The sequence below is a fragment of the Pedobacter sp. 10L46_2 genome (assembly GCF_056395165.1).
This window is the reverse complement of the sequence record NZ_JBFTIZ010000061.1, coordinates 1-25,029: the sequence shown is the minus strand read 5'-3', so window position 1 is coordinate 25,029 and position 25,029 is coordinate 1. Positions and strand designations below refer to the sequence as shown.

Sequence of the window (25,029 nt, the reverse complement as noted above, 5' to 3'; positions counted from 1 at the left end):
TTATTTCAATAATGTTAAAGCTCCTGTTACTCTTTTTGTGCCATTGTTTGGATCGATAATATAATAATAAGTTCCCACAGGCAAGGCTTCACCTTTAAATTTTCCATCGAAAGGTACACTATACCCGCTGCTAAAAAAAATTCGCGCTCCGTAACGAGTAAAAACCTCTACTGTAACATCAGGGTAAGTTTCAATAGCATCAATAATCCAGGTATCATTTATTTTATCATCATTAGGACTAAAAGCATTTGGAGGACATATATCCGTTGAATCATAATTTATTTTAGTCCGGATACGTATAACTTTTGTAATCACTTCAGACATGCATCCGTCATCTCTTCCTGTAAAAAACCTAACGGTAAAATCACCAGGTTTTCGATAGATATGAGTTGGATTCTGTGCTGTTGATACCTGATCATCGCCGAAGTCCCACAACCACTTATTCAGGGGTTTATCTGTTAAGTTAGAATTGCTTAGATCTGTAAAACTAATCAAGGAATCTACAAACCCCTCTGGATCCAGACTTATAATGGGCGTAGGAACGGGATTTATATCAAAGTCAAAATCATATTCGATTTCAGCACTTAAACAATTATTTTCATTTGGTCTTACAGCCGTGATCTGCATTTTCAATTTCCCTAACTCATCAAAGATGAAATCCCTGTTGTATAAGTATGCATAGGAAGGACCATCTGGAGTAGGTATTATTTGAGGTTCTGGTGTGTAATCTATTGGAGAATACCCCTCTAAATCCCACGTTATGCTTAGCGCCTTATAGGGTAACACAATTTTAAAATTTGATTTTTGACCAACACAAGCATTTTTTGAATCCGTATTGGTTAACTGATTATGAATCAAAAGATAATTGTCGGCCGCTAGGTTTGTTCCAGCAGAATACGAATAAGATTCTTTTTCGCCAAAGCCGTAAGCAATAGCATTAAATCCATCGTTGGCGGTCAATGTTGAACTTACATTACTAATTCTTATCTGTATGCATGAATACTCAGGATTGGATGGTATTACTGACCATGTGCCATTTTCCGGAGCGGCTCCATCAATTTTAAAAGTTGATGTTACTGAGGTTTTCATACTCACGTTAATATAGCGCTCAGAGATGCGCTCTTTTGTAGATGAGAATAGTGTGATAGCCTTAACATTAAATTCTATCGGATTAAGCAATACCATATCAGGATCGCTCAACATTTCAAGATTTGTTGCAGATGACCAGATTTGACTTAAAGAATATTGTGCTACACTTATCTTCTTATTCGCCTTAATGAACAATGATTCCATTAGCAACGAAGGGCTCTCGTAAAATTGTCCTTTATTCAATATAAATGTACCACCATTAAAGTCTACCCGGGTGTTATCTTCTTGCGCTAATATTCTTAACAAGAATTTTCTATCTTTAAATGGAACTACACTATAGTTTTTACCCCAGCTTGTTGGCGGATATAACTGCTGATATAGCGGGTCTCTGGAATCTTCATCTGGACTACCCTTACCAATAGAAACTGAAGTATTTCCAGAAAAAACAGCAAATCGTTTATTACAGTTGTCAGGAGAAAGTGGATCTATTTCAACAATTGTACCGGTTAAATCTCGCTGGTCAGGCGGCATATATTCATAAACCTCTCCTGCATTATTAAAGGAAACTGATCTTTTCCCCTCTCTTGTATGTATTATTATTTTTGTATTTGGCTCAGTTGCAACAATTGCCAAGTAATTTCTGCCTGCTCCATCGTTTATATTGCCATTTTGAGTATAATTCATTGAAAAATACTGTTGTCCAAGCGCGTCTGTTGGAAGGATCAGAGATGCTGAAGAACGCCTGCCCGCATAGATATGTGAATACACGGCTACTTTGGGCATGCCGGCTGTGACCGTTATATGTATTCCCTTTTGAACTTTAACGGTATTTATGTCTTTTAAATCGACGTATGCATCGGCTCTCGGAATAAGAAATGGTTCAACAACGTTGGCCATAATTTTCTTAGTTTGACTCCAAGCCCCACAGGTAACTGTTACTTCTGAATTATTTTTTGAAGACACATAAATGGTATTGTTGGCGAGCTTTGGGAGCCCCAGGTAAAATGCGGGATCATGTGTAGGAAATACTGACCAAAAATCAGTGCCTTCATTGGATATATTTTGTGCCTGAATACTTAAGAAAAAGGAGAGATGAATTAATGTTAGTAAAGTTATTCTCCAGATTCTCATAATTGATCGGCTCTTACATTTAAGGCAGCAAATTATTTTGCCTTAGCAAAAATTCTAGTTGCTTATTTGCTAATATCAGTTGCTGGGTAAGTTCCCTGTTCTCTTTTCTTAAAGAATATATTTCAAAGGCTTTTTCTATATTGATCCTCAAATCTTCATCCATCCAGGGTTTTTGAATATATTTATAAACCTGTCCTCTATTTATTGCGTCAATAACGGCATTTATATCTGCGTACCCTGTCAGAAGAATCCTTATCGGATCAGGAAAATCAGGTATAATAGATTCCAAAAATTCGATGCCAGTCATAACTGGCATTCTTTGATCTGTAATAATAACATGAATATTCTCTGCCTCAAGAATTTTTCTTCCTTCTAACGCAGACTCAGCAGTGAAAATATTAAATAACCTCCTAAACCCGGCTTTAAAAGAGTTCAGGTTATGAAGTTCATCATCTACATACAAAACGTTTATTGAGGCACCGCTGCTCATATTCTCTGAAATGTTTTTTGTTAAATATATCGATTTAATAAGTTTTAATGAAGTTATTTAGCTTAAAAGTTATTTTCTAGTACAAGTTTTAATTATTTTAAATAATTGTTTGACTTAAACTCCAAGTGCCTGATTTTTCAGACAAATCAAACTGAACTATTCAGATCTTATTTGAGGGCTCAAAAGCTATAACTTAAGACAATAACTTCTGTCTCAACATAAACTCTAATTGTTCGTTAACAAGTAAAAGTTCCTCATTTAATTCTTTATTTCTCTCCCTTAAAGAATATACTTCAAAAGCTTTTTCCAGAGCTGATCGGAGTTCCTCTTCTTGCCATGGCTTAGCAATATATAGATAAACCTGCCCTTTATTGATTGCATCAATAACTGCATTTATATCAGCATATCCAGTAAGAAGTATTCTAATTGGATCAGGATATTCATCAATGATTGATTCTAAGAATTCTATACCTGTGGTAACAGGCATGCGCTGATCGGTAAGTATGATATTAATATGTTCTTGTTTCAATATTTGCACTGCTTCAGCAGCAGACTCTGCTGTATGCACATTGAAAACCCTTCTAAAAGAAGCTTTAAAGGCGTTTAGATTATGTATTTCATCATCAACATACAATACACTTATTATTTGCCTATCCATAAAACTAAAAAACCATGCAAAATTGTTTAAACTCCTACTTAAGATAGTTAAATATTTAGCAAATATACTATTTTTGTATTTATTGAAATAAATAATTGGGGGTATATTTTTTATCTATTATTGCGATGCTATTATTTGAGAACAACTCAGTGGAAAACACTATGGCTACAGAGCCTTTATTTTTTCGAATTTATTTGGAAAATGACAAAAACAGGCTAGAGGAATTGCTTAAAAAGAAGCAACACATCTCCATACATGATCAAATTGACACTCAGTTGGATGATTTAATAAAGTCTAAATTACCCAAAAAGAAACCAAGTGCAGAAGAATTAAAGCACTTAAAAAAACTTCATATCGGTGATCTGTCTATGCAGGAATATGGGGTATGGGTATATTACCCATGGTCTGAACGTTTAGTGCATTTGCTTGATGAAGAAGAATTTATCGAAATGCGGACCAGCCGCAACATTTACAAGATCACAAGAGAAGAAAGGGATATTTTAGGCAGGCAAAAAGTTGGTGTTGTTGGTCTTTCTGTAGGCCAATCAGTATCCATAACTATGGCTATGGAACGTGGTTTTGGAGAGATCAGACTTGCGGATTTTGATTTACTGGAACTAACAAACCTAAACAGGATCCGAACTGGTGTACACAACCTGGGCTTGCCGAAAGTAGTGATTGTAGCCAGAGAAATTAAAGAAATAGATCCTTTTTTGAAAGTTACACTTTTTGAAGATGGAATGACGGAAGAGAATATGGATCGCTTCTTTTTGGAAGGCGGAAAACTTGATGTGATTGTAGATGAGTGTGATGGACTGGATATTAAAATTTTACTAAGACATAAGGCAAAAGCGCTTCGTGTTCCCGTTGTAATGGATGCCAGCGATAAAGGCACGCTGGATGTGGAAAGGTTTGACCTTGAGCCAGACAGAGCTATATTACATGGACTAATAGACCACCTGGATCACACAAAAATTAAATATTTAAAGACCAATGAAGAGAAGATCCCCTATCTCCTTCCTATGGTGGGCTTAGAGACGTCGTCAGATCGATTAAAAGCTTCTATGGTTGAAGTTGGGCAGTCTATCACTACCTGGCCGCAATTGGCCTCGGCGGTGGCTTTAGGTGGTGCTTTAGGTGCTGATGTTTGCAGAAGGATTGCATTAGGACAATACAATGATTCAGGAAGGTATTTTGTAGACCTTGAAGAGATCATCAGCGACAAAGTAAAACCTGAAGACGATTTCTATAAGGTGATAGATTATTCCGCTCCCGAGTTGAAATTAGATGAGATGCAAAAAGCAGCAGATATAGTAGCTACTGAAATTCATTCAAAACTGACACTCACACATGAGCAGGTAAAAGAATTAGCTGCAGCTGCAGGACTCGCCCCATCCGGAGGCAATAGCCAGCCTTGGAAGTTTTTATATCATAAAGAACAATTGTTCTTGTTCCATGATGAAAACCAATCGATTTCATGGATGGACTTTCAGAATACAGCTTCTTATATTTCACTTGGAGCCGCTATTGAGAATTTAAAAATAAAAGCTGCCAGCCTTGGTTTGGAAACAACAATCAATTTGTTTCCGGCAGGAAGTGACAGTAGATTAATCGCAGCATTTGGATTTAGCAAAGAAGAGGGACAAACCTATCGCAATGAGTTGATTGCTGGGGTAGGATTAAGGTTAACTAATAGAAAGAAAGGTGATCAGCAACCTATTGACGCTGCCGTTACTGCAAAAATAAGTAAGAATGTAACCATTGATGAACCAAATGCCCATCTGGATCTTGTAGAAGATAGAGACTCGATTAATGAAATAGCAAACATTGTAGCATCAGTAGAAAGATTGAGATTCTTGCATCCTCAGGGCCACCATGACCTCTTTACGAAAGAGATCAAATGGCCTTCTGCAGACGGATCACCGATAATTGAAGGAATCGACATTGCCACACTGGAATTATCTGAGAGTGACAGGACCGGAATGATGGTTGCTGCTAAACCTGAAGTAATTACTTTATTAAACAAATGGGGAGGCGGAAGCGCTTTTGAAAAAATATCTAAAGGAGGGGTTGCTTCTTCGTCGGCCATCGGATTGATCAGCATGCCGGAGTATAGTCCGGAAAGTTTTGTGAAAGGTGGCGAAGCTCTTCAAAGAGCATGGATCACTGCTAATTTGAACGGTCTCTCGTTTCAACCTATCAGCGGCACGCTGTTTGTATTTGATAGGTTTAATCAGACTAATGGTGCTGGTATGACGGCTAATATGGCCAAGGAACTTGAATCCCTACAATACGACCTGCGGAAAATATTTCCTGCTTTGGGAAATAATTGTGGAATTTTTATGTTCAGGTTGTCTTACGCTGACGAAGCATCTTCTAGATCATTAAAAAGACCACTGGAAGATATTTTAAAGTTTTCCTAGACACAATATGAGAAAATTTACATTTCGATCTTTTACAGCAATTAAAGATCTTGACACTTGCGAGAGGTATCTAGATGGGCATGTTCAGGTATTGAGAGATTATGGTATCACTAACATTACAACCAATAACAGGCTGTGGATGGATTTGCCAAGTGTACATGGTATAGTTGCCGAGGATGAAGAGGGAAACGTTGTTGGAGGAGTAAGAGTTCATATTGCAGATGGGATTCATCCCTTGCCGGTCGAAAAGGCAGTAGGATACATGGATCCAAAAGTAGCACACGTGATCAACGAATACTTTGACGATGGAACGGGTGAACTCTGCGGTTTGTGGAATGCAAAAAGCGTTGCAGGCATAGGTATCAGCCTTTTGCTTGTAAGAGCCGGTATTGCAATTGTAAATCAAATCAGACTTGGATCACTATTTACCATCTGTGGAGACTACACCATGCCCATGGTAAGAAGGGTTGGTTTCATAGTTGAAAATGGAATTGGTAATAATGGTGAGTTTTTTTATCCAAAAGACGACTATATTGCAAGAGTATTGAGAAAGATGAATGCCGAAACTTTGGAAACGGCAGATGAGTATGATAGAGATCGTATATTTGATTTGAGAAATAATCCAATACAACATACAATTGAGCAGGGGCCAAAGGGTGAGATAGATATAGATTATCAGTTATTAATACCTGTCTATGATTAGATCTTTTTTATTAAGGTTATTCTTTGCCTTGCTACTTACGTGCTCGATAGCATTACCTGCCATAAGTCAGGAAGCCATTAAACTACATAATGATGAGACGTTAAGCAATTTTGGCAAACAAATGTTATTGCTTACCGATACAAGCAACAAACTTAACCTTAAGGCAGTAATAAGCAGCGAAGAGTTTAAAGCTGTTGATTCTGACGTGCCTAATTTGGGCATAAGTAATTTCAGTTACTGGCTAAAGTTCAAAGTACAAAATAATACAAATGACCCTCACCTCATCCTTCAAATTCCTTTACCCACAATAGATTATGTTGATTTTTATCAGCTAGATGACCAAAATAATGTTGTCTACAAAGAATTTATAGGAGACAGGCGTCCTTATTACAAGAGAACATTTGACAATCCTTTCAGCACTTTCAAGTTTAGCTTAGACCCCGGAAAAACCACTACCATTTATCTTAAAATAAGTGGATATGAACAGCTTCAGGTTCCCACCACACTGTGCGAAAGCAATATCATTACTGCCAAGAATGCAGATTCGTTTTTGATATTTGGAATTTTTGCCGGGGTATTGGTGGTTATGTTTACCTATAATTTATTCCTATATATTTCAACAAAGGACAATACATACCTGTATTACATCATCAACATTTTATTTATAGGTTTACTTCAGGCAAATTTCCAAGGCTTCCCTTTTAAGTATCTATGGCCGAACAATGTATGGATCTCGTTCCATGCGGTGTACATATTGACACCACTGGCGGCTTTAACAGGATTGGAGTTTATGAAAAAATTCCTCCATACCAAGGAATTCCTACCAAAACTGCATAAATTCTCAAGGGTTTTCTATCTGCTATACTTCATCGCATTTATACTGATGTTTTTGGGAAACATGAACGTATCTTATCAGCTGCTTCAAATGGCGGCCATGTCGGTAGCCTTGTTTATGCTTTTAAATGCAGTTTTAGTTTACGGAAAAGGTTATCGCCCAGCAAAATTCTTTCTAATTGCGTGGAGCATGTTCTTGTTTGGTCTTTGTATTTTTGTGCTTAAAGACTATAATATTTTACCTTACAATACGATCACTTACAACATGATGCCTTTTGGCTCTGCCCTTGAAGTGATCTTGCTATCCTTTGCGCTTGCAGACAAAATCAACATCTTTAAAAAGGAGAAAGAAGATTCACAGGCCGAAGCACTTCGTATATCACTTGAAAATGAGCAATTGATATTGCAACAAAATATTGAATTAGAGAAAAAGGTGAATGAACGGACGCTTGAATTACAGGAGTCTTACCAAACCCTTGAAGTTACTTTAAGCGACTTAAAAGAAGCGCAAAGCCAGCTAGTAGATTCAGAAAAAATGGCTGGATTAGGTCAGCTAACGGCTGGTATAGCACATGAGATCAACAATCCTATTAATTTCGTTACCTCAAACATCAAACCGCTGGAATTGGATATTCTTGACATGGACAGTGTAATCATGATGTACGAGAAACTGGACTTCAATGAAGATCTTAATCCTCAGCTTGCTAAAATTGATTCATTTAAAAAACAAATTGATATAGATTTTGTAAGGGATGAGATCAAGTCCCTATTGTCAGGAATTTCTGAAGGAGCTAAAAGGACTGCTGAAATTATTAAAAGCCTGAAAAACTTTAGCAGACTTGATGAAAATGACACAAAGCCTGTTGACCTGAATGAAGGCCTTGCTTCTACCCTTGTTCTCGTTAAAAATACATTCCCTGATCATCTTGAAGTAATAAAAGATTTTGGAGATATCCCTAAAGTAGAATGTTTACCTGGAAAAATTAACCAGGTCTTCATGAATCTAATCTCTAATGCGATACATGCCATTAAAATGAAAGGCGCCAAAGATGAACCCGGCATTCTGACAATAAGATCATGGCAAGACGGTAACCAAGTGAAAATCAGCATAAAGGATACTGGAACGGGTATGCCAGAGGAAGTAAGGCAAAAAATATTTGAGCCATTCTTTACTACTAAAGATGTTGGCGAGGGAACAGGATTAGGTCTATCTATAGTTTTTAGAATTATAGAAAATCATCATGGAAATATTGATGTTGTAACAAAAGTGAATCAAGGTACCGAATTTATTATTACCTTGCCTATAAACTGAAATTAACACTTTATTTATGAATGCGCCAACAGTACGGGTTCTTTATATTGATGACGAAGAGAACAATTTACACGCTTTTAAAGCAGGCTTTAGAAGACAATATGAGATCTATACTGCTCTTTCAGCTGCCGAGGGTTTAACCATATTGGAAAATGTTTCTGTTCATGTAATTATAGCGGATCAAAAAATGMCGCAAACTACAGGAGTGGAATTTTTCAAAAGCATTATTGAAATCTATCCAGACCCTATAAGAATTTTACTTACTGGTTATACTGACATAGAAGCATTGGCAGATGCCATTAATCATGGCGACATTTACAGATACATCACTAAGCCATGGAATGACTTGGAACTTCATAATTCCATAAAGAACGCTTACGATGCTTACAAAGCCAAAATAGACTTAAGGAATAAAATTGTTGAGTTAGAGAAAACCAATGATGAACTAAATAGGTTTATTTATAGTATTTCTCATGAATTAAGAGCTCCTCTGGTTTCGGCAATGGGTATAGTGAACCTTGTAAAAATGGAGGGTCTTTTTAATTCCAGCGGCGAATACTGGGGCTTAATAGAAACCTGTTCTAATAAACTGGATTACTATATTCAAAAAACATTACAATATTATAAAAACAATAAAACCGTTGCCAAACATACACCTGTAAATTTCTCAACCCTTATAAATGAACTGATTGAGCTTTATTCTTATAGTGATAGAGACACACATTTCCATGTAAACATTAAACAGGATATTCCTTTTCATGGAGACGTTTTCAGAATAGAAGTGATATTAGGGAATCTGATATCTAATGCTATTAAATATCAAAAAGAAGATGAGAAGAATAAAAAAGTAGATATCAATGTTAATGTCAGCCCAACAGCAGTAGAAATTACCATTGCTGATAATGGAATGGGCATATTAAATGAACATCTGGAAAAGATTTTCACACAGTTCTTTAAAAGCAAGACCAATCATGGTAGTGGGTTAGGTTTATTTATTGTTAAAGAAGCGCTCAACAAGATTAATGGAAAGATATCTGTAAGTTCAAATACTGCAGAAGGAACAACTTTTAAAATTACAATCCCTAATGTTAAGTAAGTACAAAAAAGTAATGCTGGTGGATGATAATGAGGTGGATCTTAAAATAAACTCAAAGATCATCTCAATCTCTAAATTGTTTGATGAGACGATTCTATGTCACTCTGGTGAAGAAGGGCTGTCTTATCTAAACAAACATATTGACGATGTAGCAAATCTACCCGATTTTATTTTGCTGGACATACAAATGCCCGAAATGGACGGATTCGAATTCTTAGAAATCTACAAGAAATTCCCCGCAGTTGTAAAAGATAAATGCTTAATCGCAATACTTTCATCTACTCTGGATTTTGGTGATATTAAAAAGGCTGAGGCCAATCCATATGTAATTAAGCTTCTAAAGAAACCCCTCTTTCCTCAGGAATTGGAAAAGCTGTTACAAAAGTATCTTGCTTAAGAAAGACACTCCTGTAACAGCTCAATTGTTTACTTACAACCTTTACTTCCGCTGAACCAGTGGAAACTGTGAAATTCTCAAGCTGGTACAGCCATAAGGCACGAGCGTAATTTCTTCTTCTAAAGAGGTTTCTATACCATATACAAAACTATACGGAATTGGTCCTGTCATTTCATTATACAATTGCCACGAAGGAATTCTTTTGCCTTTTGTTTTAATCGCAATTGGCGAATTCTTAAGGTTCCATGGATAATTGGAAACTATCCCTGTTTTCTCTACCTTATATTGCTCATCAAATTTGTTATCTGGCGTCTCAATCAGCCCATAGTTCCATGGCGAAGATGACCTTATCTCATCATAATAATTCCCATATTCTATTGGATCCTTATCATTCTTAACCCTTGTCACTTCTTCATTCATTTTTAAAGCATACGTAATTGGTCCACGTTCTACAGACACTGAATTTTCATACCAGCTGTTTTTATAAACATGCATTGGCAATTCCAATTCAACCACATCGCCCGACTTCCATTCGCGTTCTATTTTAACGATCTGGTTGCCCGCAGCTTCTTTAAACACCTGTCCATTAATTTTTACCGATCCTTTTTTACACCATTCAGGTATACGAAGGTGAAAAGGGAAAGAAGCCGATTTTACCTTTTTGGCCATGCTAAGTGTAAACTTGATCTGCTCTTCGAAAGGATAATTTGTTTCCTCTTTAAAGGTCACTTCTACTCCGTTGCCTACTGTGGTTTTAACCTCACTTGGAGAATATACTAAAGCAGCTATCCCTTTATCTGCTGTCTGATACCAAAGGTTTTGTGCAAATTTAGGCCATCCCTGATGCATATTAGAAGTGCAGCATGGGTACCCTGTAAGTAAACCATAGCACAGATCTGTTCCACTATGGTCCTGATTAAAATTACGGGTATGTCTGGTAACCATAACCTGGTTGGCCTGCTGATAGTACTGACGGTCCATAAAATCATCCGACACCTGTGCAGGCAAAGCATTAAACGCAATCTTTTCAAGATGATCCGCATAATTAATTTTACCTGTAATTTCCAGCATACTTTCTAAACTAAACATCATCTCTACCGCGCTGCAAAGTTCCGATCCTTGTGTTGGATTGTTTCCGTGCAAGTCTTCATCTCCGCCATATAGCCCATGAGCCACGCCATTTTGTATACGTATGTCTTTAAGACCTTTATCCGTGGCTTCCAGATACTTATTATCGCGATGCTGCTGATAATAAATAATAGGCTCTTTTAATCCCTGGGCCAGATTAACACAATGGATGCTTCCAAAAGTGGATAACATGTCTGTATTTAAAAAAGCATTGGTATAATCAAAAGTCTGCTTATGCACCAATTCTCCAAGATCCAGAAGGCACTTATCTCCGGTAATGTCATACAGCCAGTAAATCACCTGAAGGTTGTCGCCCCCACGGTAACGCGCCCAAAAAGACCAATGATCAAGCGGTTTTGATGGCAATTCTTTTAACTGATATTTAAAGTAATTGGTCATCAATGTAATCACTCTTTTATCGCCTGTCGCAGAATAGTACTGTTTAAGTACCTTCAACATTACCATTTTTGGCCACCAGTCTTTACTGTTATCGCGCTGCATACCGCGCTCATAGCTATAGTCTTTAGTTGGTCCGAAATAACCATCGGGTTGCTGACTTTTAATCGCCCATTCTACCCAGGGCTTTGTTTTGGCGATAAGTGCTTTATCATCCAAAAGATAAGCGAGCGGCAAAAGTCCATCTATCCAATATGGTCCCCGCTCCCACTGATCGCCATCTCCGCCAAGCCATCCGTTTCTCTCGTTCATCACAACCGGATAAAGCTTATCCAGATTGCCTGTAGCTCCATCCTTCTGTCTGATCAACATCTCCCTTAACCAACCTTGTGGTTTAATTGCTCCTAAAGGCAATTCTTTATAAGGGTTTTGATTGGCACTAACCTGTGCATTTGTATGAAGGGTAAAACCAGTTAACATGGTTATCCCACCTATACATAGTGTATAAAACAAATTATTAAATCGCATGTGTGTGTATTGTACCATCACCAGATATGATCTCTACAAAATTCATTGGAAAGGTCCAGTTCAGTTTAAGCTTAACATTTGCAAAGCCCGACTTATCCAACGCTATTGTTTCACCCGAACGTTTCCCGCTTATAGTTAATTCAGGGATTAACACCTCCCCTGTACTCGCAAAAAACTTACCCTGCTGCATCGCATCCAATACCGGTTGCCAGCCTTTGTTAAACTCAGGCAAAGCATCCATCATCAGGTAGTTTACATTTAAGTGTGCGTACATCTCATTTTCCGGTGTTATCGTAAAAAGATCTGCTTCAGTAATCACGGTCTTTTTCAAATTCCAGTTGTTCATGTCGTCCATCAAATCCAATACCCGGTTCCCGAGTCTTGGTTGCGACAAATCCGCAGGCATTGCCTTCCAGGCTGCACCCATAAAATGATCTGATTTAAAAAACGCCTCATCTTTGTACACATCTGGTGCATTAACAGATCCCTTTGTGCGGGCATGTGCCGTCCAGGCCAATCCCTTCTCATCCTCAAGCAGTTTCAGCATGTCATCTTTATCGCCAATATGATATATCTTACCATATTTAGGGTGATTTTCAGTAAAAGGAGCTTCCTTCTTACGCGACATGATCCAATAAACAGGCTTAGGGAAAAGTGCCAGCCAGTGGCCTCCAAAAAACTCATTGGGTTCTTCACCGGGCAGCAAAAGAAGTTTATTGTCCGACAGTCTTTTACACTGTTCAAAAAGCGCTTCCAACTCTTTCAACCTAGTTTCATCCGGTCCTTTAGGGTGAGCCGTATAATGAAACTCTGCCAAATGCACAATGTCAATCCCCGTATTCTTAAACACCTTCACAAAATCAGGAACTTCTGGAATTGGCTTGTTTGCCAACACTACTTTCATGATAAACTCATTATGAAAATGGCTCGACATGGTTTTATAACCCGGTAGCTTAACATAAGTATCGTTATTTGTAAATTTCTTTACCTCAGTAAACGCAGCGCTTTCATCTGCTGCACTAAGCAGGCAAAAGAAATTTAAGCGTTGTTTAGTATCAGGCGGTGCATTAAACCAAGGCACAAACCTCCTGTCGCCCTCTAAATCCTGACGGATCCCAATACCATATCCATCAGTCATTTTCCTGTAGTTGTTGCCATACCAGGTAAACTTCAGGTTAAAGGCCTCATCTAAAGGATAAAAGTATTGATGCGGCGCTGGGAATATTGCCAAAACGCCTTCCTTTCCCTTTGCAGCTATGGTGCGGTATTTTACAGCTATATTTTTTGAACTATCAGTACTAACCGCATTTGCAGTTTGCAAACTATCTCCCGTATTTATCCATGCTATGTTTTTCCAGCTTGCCGATCTGTTAATTAAACCTGCATCATATACAATAGCCGTTGAATCTATTTTAGTAGCCATCACTGCCGCTATGTTAAACATCGGGCTCCCGTTATAAAAAGTAATCTCCAGATCACCCGAAAAACGGTCAGCTTTTAATGAAGAAATGGTCACCACCGTCCTGCTGCCTACAGTTTTTACAGTCGCAGCCGATTTTTCCAGTTCTACATTATAGGTCTTATATTTTTTTTGAGGAACCTTATCAAAAAATATGTTCCATCCATTTTGTGAGATCAAATCCCTCTTTCCAATGGTGAGCAAAAAGCTTGGATCAAGATCTGTTGAAACCAGTTTAGCCTTTTTAGCTTCGCCAATTAATAGGCGACTAAACAACGGTTTCCCTTTTTCCATGTTAAGGTCAACCTGCCCGTAATTATTACTTCCGGCAGGCCAGGTAATTTTCAAAATACTTTGACTGTATGTTGCAGTCACCCCCGATTTACGGTCAAACTTCTGAGTGTTTACTTGAGAAACCTGAGCTAAACCCAAACTTATATTGCACAAATAAAAGAGTACAACTATTATTAATTGTTTACGCATCTTCTTAATTTATATATGGTTATAAAACAAAGTAAGGCAATATGAAACTGATTAAGTAATCAATCCGTCTCAATATTTCGCCAATGCGTATCAATTTACCACAGTATCTTGCTCAGCTCCTCAATAAATAAATTAGCGGCCTTCTTTTGATAAATTCCTTTTTGCCTCAATATAAATGCTCTTTTATAGCGTTCCTTTCCAGCAATAGGAATAGCAATCAGCGTATCCCAGCTAATGATGGCCTTTTCATTTAAAATCGTAACCCACGAGGTACTTTCTACCAGCGTCAGCAATGAGTTTACCTCATTCATTTCAATCTTAATCTTCGGTACGATCTTGCGTTTACCAAAAAGCTCATTTACATAATCTCTCGAACTAAAGCCCTTGCCCGGTAAAATAAGTTCCAGTGCACCAAGCTCTGCCACCGTTATCTTCTTTAAAGATGCCAATGGATGCTTACGCGAAACCACCATCACTATTTTAGAAGAAAACAAAGGCTGCATTTCCAGTCCCTGGTTATCAGACTCTTCATGGAAGCTAAGAATGATATCCAGTTCCGCTGCCTTCAGCTTAATCTCCAGTGATTCCGGCGTACCATATTCAATAAATATCTTAATCCCCGGATACTTTGACGAAAAAGGAGCCAATGCCGGTAACACCATGGAACTAAACGCATAAGTAACTCCAATCTTCAAATCGCCCACCGCCAGATTATTCAATTCTGATATCGCGGCTTTAGATTTTTGTACATCAAGCAATATCTGTTTTGCATGAATTAGAAAAACACCACCCGCTTCCGTCAGCCTAACATGTTTGCCTATCCTGTCAAACAACAACATGCCCAATTCCTCTTCCAATTGCTTTATCTGTTGCGATAAGGTCGATTGCGTTACAAACGATTCAGCTGCAGCCTCAGTAAAATGAAGATGTTCAGCTGCTTTTACAAAATAGTTGAGTTGTCTAAGTTCCATAATCAATCGTTAAAACTAATCAATATCATTAAAACAATCAATTTTACAACTCAATAACTTATTCCGAAATTTGTAACGTCTTCAAGACATCTACTACACATGAATATATTTAGATCATTAAAATACCGCAACTTTAAGCTTTTCTTTTATGGCCAAAGTATCTCTTTAATAGGAACTTGGATGCAAAAAACTGCTGTCAGCTGGTTGGTATACCGACTAACAGGCTCAGCACTTTTACTTGGCCTGGTGGCTTTTGCCAGTCTTATCCCTTCGCTCATACTTTCACCTTATGCAGGCAGTTTAATCGACAGGCACAACCGTTACAAAATCCTTGTCATTACCCAGGTAATATCAATGATGCAGGCCGGAGCACTTGCCGCAATCATCTTTTTCAAATTTTACAACATACCTGCCATCATCTTTTTAAGTCTGGTGCAGGGCATCATAAATGCTTTTGATGTAACCTGCCGACAATCCTTAATGGTCGAAATGGTCGATCATAAAGAAGACCTTCCCAATGCAATTGCACTAAACTCTACCATGGCAAATCTTGCACGCATCGTGGGGCCTGCCATTGCCGGGGTAATCCTCAGCACCTTTGGTGAAGACTTTTGTTTCATCGGAAACTTTTTAAGTTATATCCCCGTTCTCGTGTGTTTATTCTTAATGAAACTGAACCTCGGCGTTGTCGAACGATCAGAGAAAAGCATCTGGATCGAACTCGAAGAAGGCTTCAAATATGTTTCAGGCGACAGAGAACTGAGCAGCATGATCCTCATGATAGGCATCAGCAGTCTGTTCGTCATACCATTTAACACCCTCATGCCTATCTTCGCTAAAGATCTTTTTCATGGCGATGCAGGAACATTTAGCTGGTTCGAGAGCGCTGCCGGCTTAGGTTCTGTCATTAGCGCCATGTATTTAGCCAATTTAAGATCTGCTAAACCACTAAAAAGAATCGTAGTGCTGGCAAGTACCATATTCGGGGTTAGCTTAATCTTACTGGCTTACTCAGGCATATTATCGTTAGCACTTGTATTCATGGCCTTCGGCGGAATTGGTATGATGGCGCAAACATCAGCCATAAACACCTACATACAAACGCATACCATTCCCGAAATGAGGGCCCGTGCCATCAGCTATTACATCATGGCTTACCAGGGAATGATCCCGATTGGCAGCTTACTTATCGGGTGGACAGCACAAGCCTTTGGTCCGCGACTAGCAGTTTGTCTGGCAGGGGTAATCGGTCTTTGCGCTACCGCGATGTTCGTTGTTTATCAAAACAAACGCTCCGGCCGACAAATTTCCTTCCAAACCTTACTGCATTTAAGGTAAAGTGAGAAATCAACTTCTCACAATATCATATTACTGTCATACCTCCAAAAAAACACAGAAACGTTTAAACCTTTTGCTCTTTTCTTCGTTTATATTTATGAGAGCGTTAATTTAGATGGCGGGGTTAAATCTTAGGATTTATCTCCGCTTTTCTTTTTTCTAACCAGCAGGTAGCAAACATACAATAGTAAAATCCATCCCGGAATCAACTCAACCGACATCTTCAATCCCGTTATCCACATAATCACCAATATACCTACCAAAAACACCAGGCATATATAGTTCGATATCGGATAAATAAAGGAAGGAAACTTGGTTTTAACCCGATCCTCTTCTTTACTCCTTCTAAATTTCAAATGTGTAATACTGATCATCAACCAATTGATAATCAACGATGACACCACCAGCGACATCAAAATCTCCAATGCCTTCTCCGGCATTAGCTTATTAATGATAATACATATCGCGGCAAACAAGCTCGATATCAAAATCGCATTTATAGGTACCGAATTCCTATTCAGCTTCGATAAAAAAGAAGGCGCATTTCCTTGCTCCGCCAACCCAAATAGCATCCTGCTGTTACTATAAACACAACTATTATAAACAGACAAGGCAGCTGTCAGCACAATAACATTAAGCACATTGGCAATCACACTCGTAAAGTAAATGGTCTTTCCTAAAAGCGTAAACTGAAAGCCCTTTAAACTTTCAAAAACCATCACAAAAGGGCTGCTATCTGTAGTAATGTTTTTCCATGGGGATAATGAAAACAAGATCACAAGCGCACCCACATAAAAAATCAGGATCCTGTAAATCACCTGATTGGTAGCCTTTGGAATTGTTTTTTCCGGTTGCTCAGCCTCTGCCGCCGTTATCCCAATCAATTCCAGTCCACCAAAAGAAAACATGATCAATGCAATAGCAGCAAACAACCCCTGAAAGCCCCCTTTCCCATCTCCGCTAAACCAGCCCTTTGCAAAAAAGCCACCATCATTCCATAAGTTCTGAACACTTGCCTGCTCACCTCCGCTCCCGCTAACAAGCAGGTAAACACCAAAAATGATCATGGCAATAATCGCTACCACTTTTATTATCGAAAACCAGAATTCCACCTCACCATATACCTTCACAGAAGTGAGGTTTAAGGCATTAATAACGATAAAAAAGAAAAGGCTCGACGACCACAATGGAATTTCAGGCCACCAGAAATGCACGTAAATGCCAATGGCAGTTAATTCCGACATGCTTACCAGGATATACAACACCCAATAGTTCCAGCCAGAAGCAAAGCCCGCAAAGGATCCCCAGTACTTATAAGCAAAATGGCTAAAACTTCCCGAAACAGGTTCTTCCACCACCATTTCGCCCAACTGACGCATAATAAAAAAGGCAATAATACCGGCCAGTGCATAACCTAAAATTACAGACGGCCCAGCCAATACAGCTGCCGGACCAATGCCTAAAAATAACCCTGTTCCTATGGCTCCACCAAGGGCAATCAACTGAATATGCCTGTTTTGCAACCCTCTTTTCAGTTTTTGCTCCTCAGGCTTTTCGCTAGCTTGTTTCAATATTTATGGTATTTATTCAATTACAATATGAGTATCCCTCAAAATTTCAACAAAGGTGGGAACTTATATTCATTTGAACGATTAAAAGCGTAAATAGTTTCCTTGTTATCATGATGCAAAAATACCACCCCCAACAGGAAACCAGAAGCCATTTTTGGCTAATCGAAACGCTAATTTTGAGGCTAAAAAACGCTAAAAACACGCACTTTTAAGCCTACCTAAACTGCTTGGGTCTCAGTTTCTGGGCAGCCAGTTCTGCCACTTCATTAATTCTTTTCTCTCTGGTTTCAGGCCTTTTGGCAAGCGTAACCCATTGCAATATCATTTTTTTAACAGACTTACTCAAACCATTAAAATAGTCTGCAGAACCTGGCTTCAGCAGAAATGCTTCCTCCAGATCTTTCGGAACAATCAATTCCTCAACCGCATCCAGTATAGACCACGAACCATTTTTCTTTGCCACCTCAATACATTTTAAACCCGCTTCCGCCATCAATCCTTCTGCAATTAAGCGCTCAACCTTTGCTTTATTGATCTTCGACCAGTTGCTGTTCGGTTTGCGCTTAGTAAAAAACTGTATAAAACTCTCCTCATCAATCGTTTTCCTGGTACTGTCAATCCAGCCAAAACAAAGCGCTTCATCCACCGAATCGCTCCAGGGTATACTCGGCTTGGTCGATTTTTGTTTGTACTGAATAAGCCAAACAGACTGGCTTGAGCTATGATTTTCTTTTAACCACTGCCTCCACTCCTCTCGGCTTGCCGGGCAAAAAGTTTCTATTTCCTTTTTCTGCATACCCCCAAAATACATAATTCCCTCCACACCAATTATATGCAAAAACACCATTCTAAAAAAAATATCAAAAAAAATTTGCGTAGTTAAATAGCTACATATATATTTGTAGTCAAATAGCTACACGATGAATTTAAGAAGAGATGTATTTCAAGCCATAGCCGACCCAACCAGAAGGGCTATACTGCTATTGGTGGCCACACAATCAATGACCGCAGGCTCAATAGCCTCAAACTTTGATACCGCAAGACCCACTGTTTCAAAGCACCTGCAAATATTAACCGAGTGCGAATTGCTTGAACAAAAACAAAACGGCAGAGAAATTTACTATTACATAAACGCAAAAAAAATGAAAGACGTAGCCGACTTCATCGAACCATTCCGCCAAATGTGGGACGACCGATTCAACAAATTGGAAACCATAATGAAAAACTACCAATCAAAAAAATAGAACCCTATGGAACAAAAAACTAAAATCGATGCCCAAAACGGCAAACAGGAATTAACAATCACAAGGGAATTTGATTTGCCATTAGAACTGCTCTTCAAAGCCTACATAGAACCCGAAATCGTTGAGCAATGGATGGGCACAAAAGTGCTTAAAATGGAAAACAAAAAGCATGGCAGTTACCATTTCCAAACCAGCGACCCTAAGGGAAACATCGTATTCCACGCCAACGGAGTCATTCACGAATTTATCCCAAACCAAAAAATCACGCGGACATTTGAAATGGACAATGCACCTTTCGATGCCCAGCTAGAGTTCCTGCAATTCGAAGAAATTAACGGCGATACCAGCAAACTCACCATCCATATCATATACAAATCAGCCGCCATCAGAGATCAGGTATTGCAACTACCATTTGCGCAGGGCATCAATATGGCGCATAATAAACTACAAAACATCGTAAGTAAACTAAAATAACACACCATGACAAAGCGAAATAAAATCATCTATTGGATCGCCACAATCTGGCTCTCATTAGGAATGTTATCAACCGGAATAGTGCAATTAATCAAAATGGAAAACGAAGTAACCATGATGAAAAACTTAGGCTACCCCATCTATATCCTAACCATCCTTGGCGTCTGGAAAATACTGGGCGTCATAGCAGTACTTGTTCCAAAATTCCCCATAATAAAAGAATGGGCATATGCAGGCTTTTTCTTCGCCATGTCGGGCGCAGTATTTTCTCACTTAGCCAATGGCGATGGAGGCAAAGATTTTTTTGGACCGATATTATTACTAGTCCTCACTTTTGTATCTTGGTATTTCAGACCTGCAGATAGAAAAACCACCACAACTAATCTATAAAAGTATGAAAAACAATAAAAAAGAGTTGTCATCAGAACAACGCGAAGAACTACTCAAAACGCTCAAAAACCGATTCGAGAAAAACATGAACCGCCATAAAGATATAGAATGGGCCAAAGTACAGGCAAAGCTCGAAGCCAATCCTCAAAAACTATGGTCGCTTGATGACATGGAAGTAACCGGCGGCGAACCCGATGTAGTTGGTTACGATAAAAGCAAAAACGAATATATCTTTTACGATTGTGCAGCCGAAACCCCTAAAGGACGCAGAAGCCTTTGTTACGACCGCGCAGCACTCGATGCAAGGAAAGAGCATAAGCCACAAAACAGCGCAATGGATGTAGCTGCCGATATGGGCATAGAAATATTAACGGAAGAACAATACCGCGAACTGCAGCAATTCGGAAAGTTCGACACCAAAACGTCTAGCTGGCTAAAAACACCTGCCGACATCAGGAAACTCGGAGGAGCACTTTTTGGCGATTACCGCTACGGAACCGTTTTCCTGTACCACAACGGCGCAGAATCTTACTATGCTGCCAGAGGTTTCCGTGGCGCACTAAGGGTCTAATTTTTCACCAAACTAACGAACAGTATGAATCCTAAAGTTGATTTTTATTTTAGTAAAGAAAAAAAATGGCAGGAAGAAATAGAGCGGCTAAGAGTAATCGTGCTCAGTAGCGGCCTTACCGAAGAATTAAAATGGGGCTGCCCTTGTTACACGTACCAGAACAGCAACATCGTGTTAATCCACGTATTTAAAGAATACTGTGCGCTGCTGTTTTTCAAAGGCACCCTGTTAAACGATCCTAATGGCATCCTGGTTCAGCAAACAAAGAATGTGCAGTCGGCACGCCAAATCCGCTTCACCAACGCACTCCAGATAGTTGAACAGGAAGCCGCACTAAAATCCTACATCCACCAGGCCATTGAAGTAGAAAAAGCCGGTTTAAAAGTCGATTTCAAGGAACATACAGAACTCGTATTCCCTGCCGAATTTCAGCAAAAACTAGATCACATCCCTGCCTTAAAAACCGCTTTTGAAGCATTAACTCCGGGCCGACAAAGAGGCTACCATCTCTATTTCACTTCAGCCAAACAATCCAAAACCAGAGAAGCAAGGGTCGAAAAATGCATGCCCCTAATTCTCAACGGAAAAGGACTGGATGATTAGTAAATTCTTGATGGCGGCAGCCCGTACATCTTTTTAAATGCAAACGAGAAATGCGAAAGGTCCTCAAATCCAATTTCCAGATATACATCTGATGGTGCCCGGCCTTTCTCTTTAATCAGGTAATGCGCCTCCTGCAGCCTCCTTTGCAGCAGCCACCTGCTTGGCGTGGCATTAAAAACCTGCGAAACACTAAAATCAAACAATACATCCTTTAATTCAGGGTTTGTCTGCAGCAAAATCATAATCGCCTCGCGCTGTTTCAATTTCTGAAGATCAGCATTAATCAACTGATCAGCCGCAACATACGGCAACAGCGAATTCATAAAACTCTGATAAAGCCCAAAACCTTCTAATGGCTTTACTTTTTCAACCGGCCTGCCTCTATTACCCTCCGCCTTATAGCCATAGTCCATGCTAAAGTCGCTTAAAGCCGCCTGATCCAGATAAATGGAAACAGATTTAAAAACCCCTCCCGGAGGAGGTTGTTTCACAAACTTAAGCAACTGGTTTCGTCTGATGAACCGAAAATCACCCTCGTTAAAAACATGCTCAGTAATACCGTCGCTTATTGTAAGCGTGCCAGATATCTGGTAGCTGAACACATGCTCGGGAACAAATTGCTCCCCCTGCCTGTTGCGGGTAAAATAGCAAGAGTAAGCAATGGGCGAATTAGTCATAGGTCATAAAATTAAGCATTTTACTGTTTTCTTTTAACATCGCTGATGTACCACTTGCCATCAGCACTAGCAAGAAAGTTCTCAGAATCATCATGATCTGTAGATAAACTCATATCCAGCCATTCTTCCATTTCCACTTGCCTCACCTCATTGGCATTGTTCAGCATACCTATCGCCTCACTGCCTAGTACCAAATGCACCGGTGGCGCAGGGTGCGAAGCCAGTTCAACCATCACTTTTGCCGCTTTTTCAGGATCTCCCACAGGGACAAACTTCCCGCCTTTAAATAGTGCTGTCCGCTGATTAACCATTTCATAACCTTCAATCTCACGTGCATAAGTCATAGACGCACCTGCCCAATCAGTTCTAAAACCGCCCGGTTCTACACTGGTGGTGCATACAAGTTTGTTTCCAGCTGACTGCGCATCTGCTCATCAGTATAAGCTACGGCAGCGCCGATGATACCAAATCCCGCATTGTTCACCAACACATCAATACGTCCAAAATGTTTCGCTGCCTCAGCAACAGACGCATACACCTGCTCATAATCAGTTACATCCAGCGCTATAGGAAGTATCTGATCAGTAAACCTTGTTACCAGGTCATTCAATTGCGTAATATCGCGTGCGGTTGCAGCAACTTTATCGCCGCTGCTCAACACTGCTTCTGTCAGGCTCCTTCCCAATCCCCTGGAACTGCCTGTAATAAACCATACTTTTTCCATTGTCTTAATTTTTAAATACAATTCAAAGGTACAGCCCAATTCAGCGCAGCGTTTTGTTCAAAAGCTCAAACTGCTTTGTTAAAAAGCTCAGTAAACCTTATCTTTAGTATATGCGCAAATTATTACAGAAGCTATTTTCTCCCCTGATCATCAGGCTTGCCAATAAATACGCATCAAGGCCAGATAGTACAAGAGTACACAAAGCACTATCGGCACTATGCCAGGACATCATACAGCGCCCCGGCAAACGTGGCCAACTCATCGATCTGGGCACAAAACACCGCATCATTCTGTTCTCAGACCAGCACAAAGGAAACCGCAGCCATCAGGACGACTTCACGCTTTGCGAAGACAATTACCTGGCAGCACTACGCTATTACAACGAGCACGATTTTCTATACTGCAACATGGGCGACAGCGAAGAGCTTTGGAAAAACATGCTCCTGGATGTCATCAAACACAACAAAGCAAACTTCGAAGCAGAAAAACGCTTTCTCGAACGCAATGCCTACATCAAACTTTTTGGCAACCACGATCTCTACTGGGACAACGACCCCCTCGCAGGTTTTATGCTCAAAAATATCTTTGGAACAAAGGTCCGAATCTATGAGGGCATCATTTTCACCCTCGCTGTTAAAGACCAGCAACTCAACATATTTATCACCCACGGCCATCAGGGCGACATGCAAAGCGATGGAAACTGGTTCAGCAAATGGTTCGTCTCCAATATCTGGGGGCCAGTTCAATCTTTCCTCCGCATCAACCCAAATACACCTGCCTTTGATAACCAGCTCAAGTCCGAACACAACCAGATTATGTACGACTGGACCGCCAAACAAACCAACCTGGCCTTAATTACCGGCCACACTCATCAGCCAGTATTCAATTCACTTACCCATCTGGAACGTACTTACATCAGGCTCAATGAGGCTAAGAAAAAAGGCGACAAGGCAACCATTCAGAAACTGGAAGCCGAACTCCTTGCAGGAAAAATCAGCGGTAATACCTCTCCCAGGCTCGAAAATTCCAAAAACACTTATTTCAATGCTGGTTGCTGCTGTTTTAACGACGGGGATATCACCGGTATAGAAATAGAAGACGGCAAAATCAGACTTATAGAATGGAAAAAAGACATCAATGGTGTACCGCAACATCTGGTACTTGAAGAAACAACGCTAGATAACCTGCTTGGCTAATTACCTCCCGATCTCAAATCTACCCCAAAAATCCTTTTATAAGATTAGCTGTCTCTTCAGGTTTTTCTGCAAGCAAGAAATGGCCACTATCCTCAACTTTTACAAACTGTAAATCTGTTGCGTAGTTAGGCAGGGAATATTGCAACATTTCATATCCGGCAGCACCAATTCCAATTACAGGCATCATGAGTTTACCATAAGTTTTACTATCCTCTATATCCTGCGGAAAAGCCTGATACCAGGCATTTGACGCACGTATTCCATCATTACTATCATAAGCAAAAGCATAAGCAGCTTTATCGAACTCATCAATACTATTTTGATCTTTCAATAGGTTCCTAAAAATCCATTCTATTACAATAGACATCCTACCTGCCAGCAGCTGTTCAGGAAGTTCTTTTGTCTGATTGAAGGCTAACCACCATGGATAAGTATAGTTTGCGCTTAATATTGGAAGCATAGGGAGTTGATACATTCCGGGATCCGGATGCGGGGTATCTAGAATAACAAGCTTGGAAGTCATCTCTGGAAAATTCGCGGCAAAACTAAAGGCAACATGAGCACCAATGTCATGACCCGAAATATTAATTTTTTCGTAACCCAACTTTTTCACAAGCTCATAAACGTCCTTCGCCATGTTCTTTTTATCGTAACCTTCCAATGGTTTCTGCGAACTACCCATACCCCTTATTTCTATTACAATAACACGATAATTTGTCGCCAGTAATGGCATTACTTTATGATAAGCCCACCAGGTTTCTGGCCATCCGGGAATCAAAATTAAAGGCTGTCCTTCACCACCCTCTACATAATGCAGCACCGTCCCATTCACTTCTGCATAATTGTTTTTAAAACCAGGTAGCGATTTTATTAGTTCTTCGTCTGAATACTGCATTTTGATAATTCTAATTAGTGATCAATTTTCAATTGTAAAAGCAAAACTAAACACTAATTTTGCAACCAACAAGTATGAAGTATACTGCATAGTTCACTTTTATTTTTACACTTCAAAGAAATATGAAATTAATTAATCAGCTTTCAAAAGAAACAGGAATACCTATCGGCACCATAAGATTTTATGAAAAAACAGGTCTATTCACCGGCGAAAAGAAAGAGGAAGTAAAAACCAATAACTATGTATAC

Annotated in this window: 25 protein-coding genes; 13 read left to right on the top strand and 12 right to left on the bottom strand. The window is 39.4% G+C overall.

Translation table 11 applies throughout. From position 1 onward, the window contains the following. The 3 genes from AC1DDX_RS08955 to AC1DDX_RS08945 form a co-directional block, all read right to left on the bottom strand. A complete protein-coding gene (locus AC1DDX_RS08955; protein WP_337716578.1) occupies positions 1-2,220 on the bottom strand; it encodes a T9SS type B sorting domain-containing protein in 2,220 nt (739 codons plus the stop codon). A 19-nt stretch (positions 2,221-2,239) separates the two neighbouring features. Next, entirely contained in the window at positions 2,240-2,710 is a 471-nt protein-coding gene (locus AC1DDX_RS08950; protein ID WP_172659822.1) for a response regulator, read from the bottom strand. Positions 2,711-2,903: 193 nt separating this feature from the next. Next, on the bottom strand, positions 2,904-3,368 hold the full coding sequence (locus AC1DDX_RS08945; protein ID WP_172659821.1) for a response regulator: 465 nt from the start codon (positions 3,366-3,368) through the stop codon (positions 2,904-2,906). 125 nt (positions 3,369-3,493) lie between these two features. Here AC1DDX_RS08945 and AC1DDX_RS08940 point away from each other — a divergent pair, with 125 nt between their 5' ends. Genes AC1DDX_RS08940 through AC1DDX_RS08920 form a run of 5 tightly spaced genes read left to right on the top strand, consistent with a single transcriptional unit; the run spans position 3,494 to position 10,133 of the window. Further along, a complete protein-coding gene (locus AC1DDX_RS08940) occupies positions 3,494-5,791 on the top strand; it encodes an Rv1355c family protein (protein ID WP_337716575.1) in 2,298 nt (765 codons plus the stop codon). A 7-nt stretch (positions 5,792-5,798) separates the two neighbouring features. Next, positions 5,799-6,494, top strand: coding sequence for a hypothetical protein (locus AC1DDX_RS08935; protein ID WP_048906766.1), 696 nt, complete (start codon positions 5,799-5,801; stop codon positions 6,492-6,494). Beyond that, positions 6,487-8,640, top strand: coding sequence for a sensor histidine kinase (locus AC1DDX_RS08930; RefSeq protein WP_172659819.1), 2,154 nt, complete (start codon positions 6,487-6,489; stop codon positions 8,638-8,640). The genes AC1DDX_RS08935 and AC1DDX_RS08930 overlap by 8 nt, the downstream gene beginning before the upstream one ends. Before the next feature lie 16 nt (positions 8,641-8,656). After that, positions 8,657-9,736, top strand: a complete 1,080-nt coding sequence (locus tag AC1DDX_RS08925; RefSeq protein ID WP_477621966.1) for a hybrid sensor histidine kinase/response regulator — start codon at positions 8,657-8,659, stop codon at positions 9,734-9,736. Then, positions 9,726-10,133: a response regulator gene (locus AC1DDX_RS08920; protein WP_172659817.1), complete on the top strand. Its 408-nt coding sequence runs from the start codon at positions 9,726-9,728 to the stop codon at positions 10,131-10,133. The genes AC1DDX_RS08925 and AC1DDX_RS08920 overlap by 11 nt, the downstream gene beginning before the upstream one ends. Before the next feature lie 42 nt (positions 10,134-10,175). Here the strand turns inward: AC1DDX_RS08920 and AC1DDX_RS08915 are convergent, their stop codons facing one another. The 3 genes from AC1DDX_RS08915 to AC1DDX_RS08905 all read right to left on the bottom strand — a co-directional run bounded on the left by AC1DDX_RS08915 (position 10,176) and on the right by AC1DDX_RS08905 (position 15,098). After that, complete coding sequence (locus AC1DDX_RS08915; RefSeq protein ID WP_477621965.1) at positions 10,176-12,137, bottom strand: beta-L-arabinofuranosidase domain-containing protein; 1,962 nt, start codon at positions 12,135-12,137, stop codon at positions 10,176-10,178. Positions 12,138-12,174: 37 nt separating this feature from the next. Further along, a complete protein-coding gene (locus AC1DDX_RS08910) occupies positions 12,175-14,127 on the bottom strand; it encodes a CehA/McbA family metallohydrolase domain-containing protein (RefSeq protein ID WP_477621964.1) in 1,953 nt (650 codons plus the stop codon). Positions 14,128-14,222: 95 nt separating this feature from the next. Beyond that, complete coding sequence (locus AC1DDX_RS08905; RefSeq protein ID WP_172659814.1) at positions 14,223-15,098, bottom strand: LysR substrate-binding domain-containing protein; 876 nt, start codon at positions 15,096-15,098, stop codon at positions 14,223-14,225. A 99-nt stretch (positions 15,099-15,197) separates the two neighbouring features. On the opposite strand from AC1DDX_RS08905, the gene AC1DDX_RS08900 reads away from it, so the two are divergent. Further along, positions 15,198-16,436: an MFS transporter gene (locus tag AC1DDX_RS08900; RefSeq protein ID WP_172659813.1), complete on the top strand. Its 1,239-nt coding sequence runs from the start codon at positions 15,198-15,200 to the stop codon at positions 16,434-16,436. A gap of 131 nt (positions 16,437-16,567) precedes the next feature. Here the strand turns inward: AC1DDX_RS08900 and AC1DDX_RS08895 are convergent, their stop codons facing one another. Continuing rightward, positions 16,568-18,007, bottom strand: coding sequence for an amino acid permease (locus AC1DDX_RS08895; RefSeq protein WP_172659812.1), 1,440 nt, complete (start codon positions 18,005-18,007; stop codon positions 16,568-16,570). Positions 18,008-18,221: 214 nt separating this feature from the next. After that, a complete protein-coding gene (locus AC1DDX_RS08890; RefSeq protein WP_172659811.1) occupies positions 18,222-18,803 on the bottom strand; it encodes a YdeI/OmpD-associated family protein in 582 nt (193 codons plus the stop codon). 124 nt (positions 18,804-18,927) lie between these two features. Between AC1DDX_RS08890 and AC1DDX_RS08885 the strand changes: the two genes are divergently transcribed. The 5 genes from AC1DDX_RS08885 to AC1DDX_RS08865 are packed head-to-tail and all read left to right on the top strand — an operon-like array spanning position 18,928 to position 21,289. Next, positions 18,928-19,251, top strand: a complete 324-nt coding sequence (locus AC1DDX_RS08885; protein WP_172659810.1) for an ArsR/SmtB family transcription factor — start codon at positions 18,928-18,930, stop codon at positions 19,249-19,251. Between the two features lie 6 nt (positions 19,252-19,257). Further along, positions 19,258-19,725 carry an SRPBCC family protein gene (locus AC1DDX_RS08880; RefSeq protein WP_172659809.1) on the top strand — a complete coding sequence of 156 codons (468 nt, stop codon included), beginning with the start codon at positions 19,258-19,260 and terminating at the stop codon, positions 19,723-19,725. Positions 19,726-19,731: 6 nt separating this feature from the next. Continuing rightward, on the top strand, positions 19,732-20,115 hold the full coding sequence (locus tag AC1DDX_RS08875) for a DoxX family protein (protein ID WP_172659808.1): 384 nt from the start codon (positions 19,732-19,734) through the stop codon (positions 20,113-20,115). A gap of 4 nt (positions 20,116-20,119) precedes the next feature. Next, on the top strand, positions 20,120-20,686 hold the full coding sequence (locus AC1DDX_RS08870) for a DUF4256 domain-containing protein (protein WP_172659807.1): 567 nt from the start codon (positions 20,120-20,122) through the stop codon (positions 20,684-20,686). A gap of 24 nt (positions 20,687-20,710) precedes the next feature. Then, positions 20,711-21,289 (top strand): YdeI/OmpD-associated family protein, encoded by a 579-nt coding sequence (locus AC1DDX_RS08865; RefSeq protein ID WP_172659806.1) that lies wholly within the window; start codon positions 20,711-20,713, stop codon positions 21,287-21,289. On the opposite strand, the gene AC1DDX_RS08860 is transcribed toward AC1DDX_RS08865, so the two are convergent. The 3 genes from AC1DDX_RS08860 to AC1DDX_RS08850 are packed head-to-tail and all read right to left on the bottom strand — an operon-like array spanning position 21,286 to position 22,690. Further along, a complete protein-coding gene (locus AC1DDX_RS08860; RefSeq protein WP_477621963.1) occupies positions 21,286-21,966 on the bottom strand; it encodes an AraC family transcriptional regulator in 681 nt (226 codons plus the stop codon). The two genes, AC1DDX_RS08865 and AC1DDX_RS08860, sit on opposite strands and share 4 nt — an antisense overlap. Before the next feature lie 20 nt (positions 21,967-21,986). After that, the gene (locus tag AC1DDX_RS08855; protein ID WP_477621962.1) at positions 21,987-22,310 is read right to left on the bottom strand and encodes a hypothetical protein; all 324 of its coding nucleotides are present in this window, start codon (positions 22,308-22,310) and stop codon (positions 21,987-21,989) included. Positions 22,311-22,348: 38 nt separating this feature from the next. Beyond that, positions 22,349-22,690: an SDR family NAD(P)-dependent oxidoreductase gene (locus tag AC1DDX_RS08850; RefSeq protein WP_477621961.1), complete on the bottom strand. Its 342-nt coding sequence runs from the start codon at positions 22,688-22,690 to the stop codon at positions 22,349-22,351. A 110-nt stretch (positions 22,691-22,800) separates the two neighbouring features. Between AC1DDX_RS08850 and AC1DDX_RS08845 the strand changes: the two genes are divergently transcribed. Continuing rightward, positions 22,801-23,886, top strand: a complete 1,086-nt coding sequence (locus AC1DDX_RS08845; protein ID WP_337716568.1) for a metallophosphoesterase — start codon at positions 22,801-22,803, stop codon at positions 23,884-23,886. A gap of 19 nt (positions 23,887-23,905) precedes the next feature. Here AC1DDX_RS08845 and AC1DDX_RS08840 read toward each other — a convergent pair whose 3' ends face one another. Next, positions 23,906-24,781: an alpha/beta fold hydrolase gene (locus AC1DDX_RS08840; protein WP_172659802.1), complete on the bottom strand. Its 876-nt coding sequence runs from the start codon at positions 24,779-24,781 to the stop codon at positions 23,906-23,908. Between the two features lie 122 nt (positions 24,782-24,903). Between AC1DDX_RS08840 and AC1DDX_RS08835 the strand changes: the two genes are divergently transcribed. Continuing rightward, on the top strand, positions 24,904-25,029 hold a 126-nt coding region (locus AC1DDX_RS08835; RefSeq protein WP_477621968.1), incomplete at its 3' end, for a MerR family DNA-binding transcriptional regulator.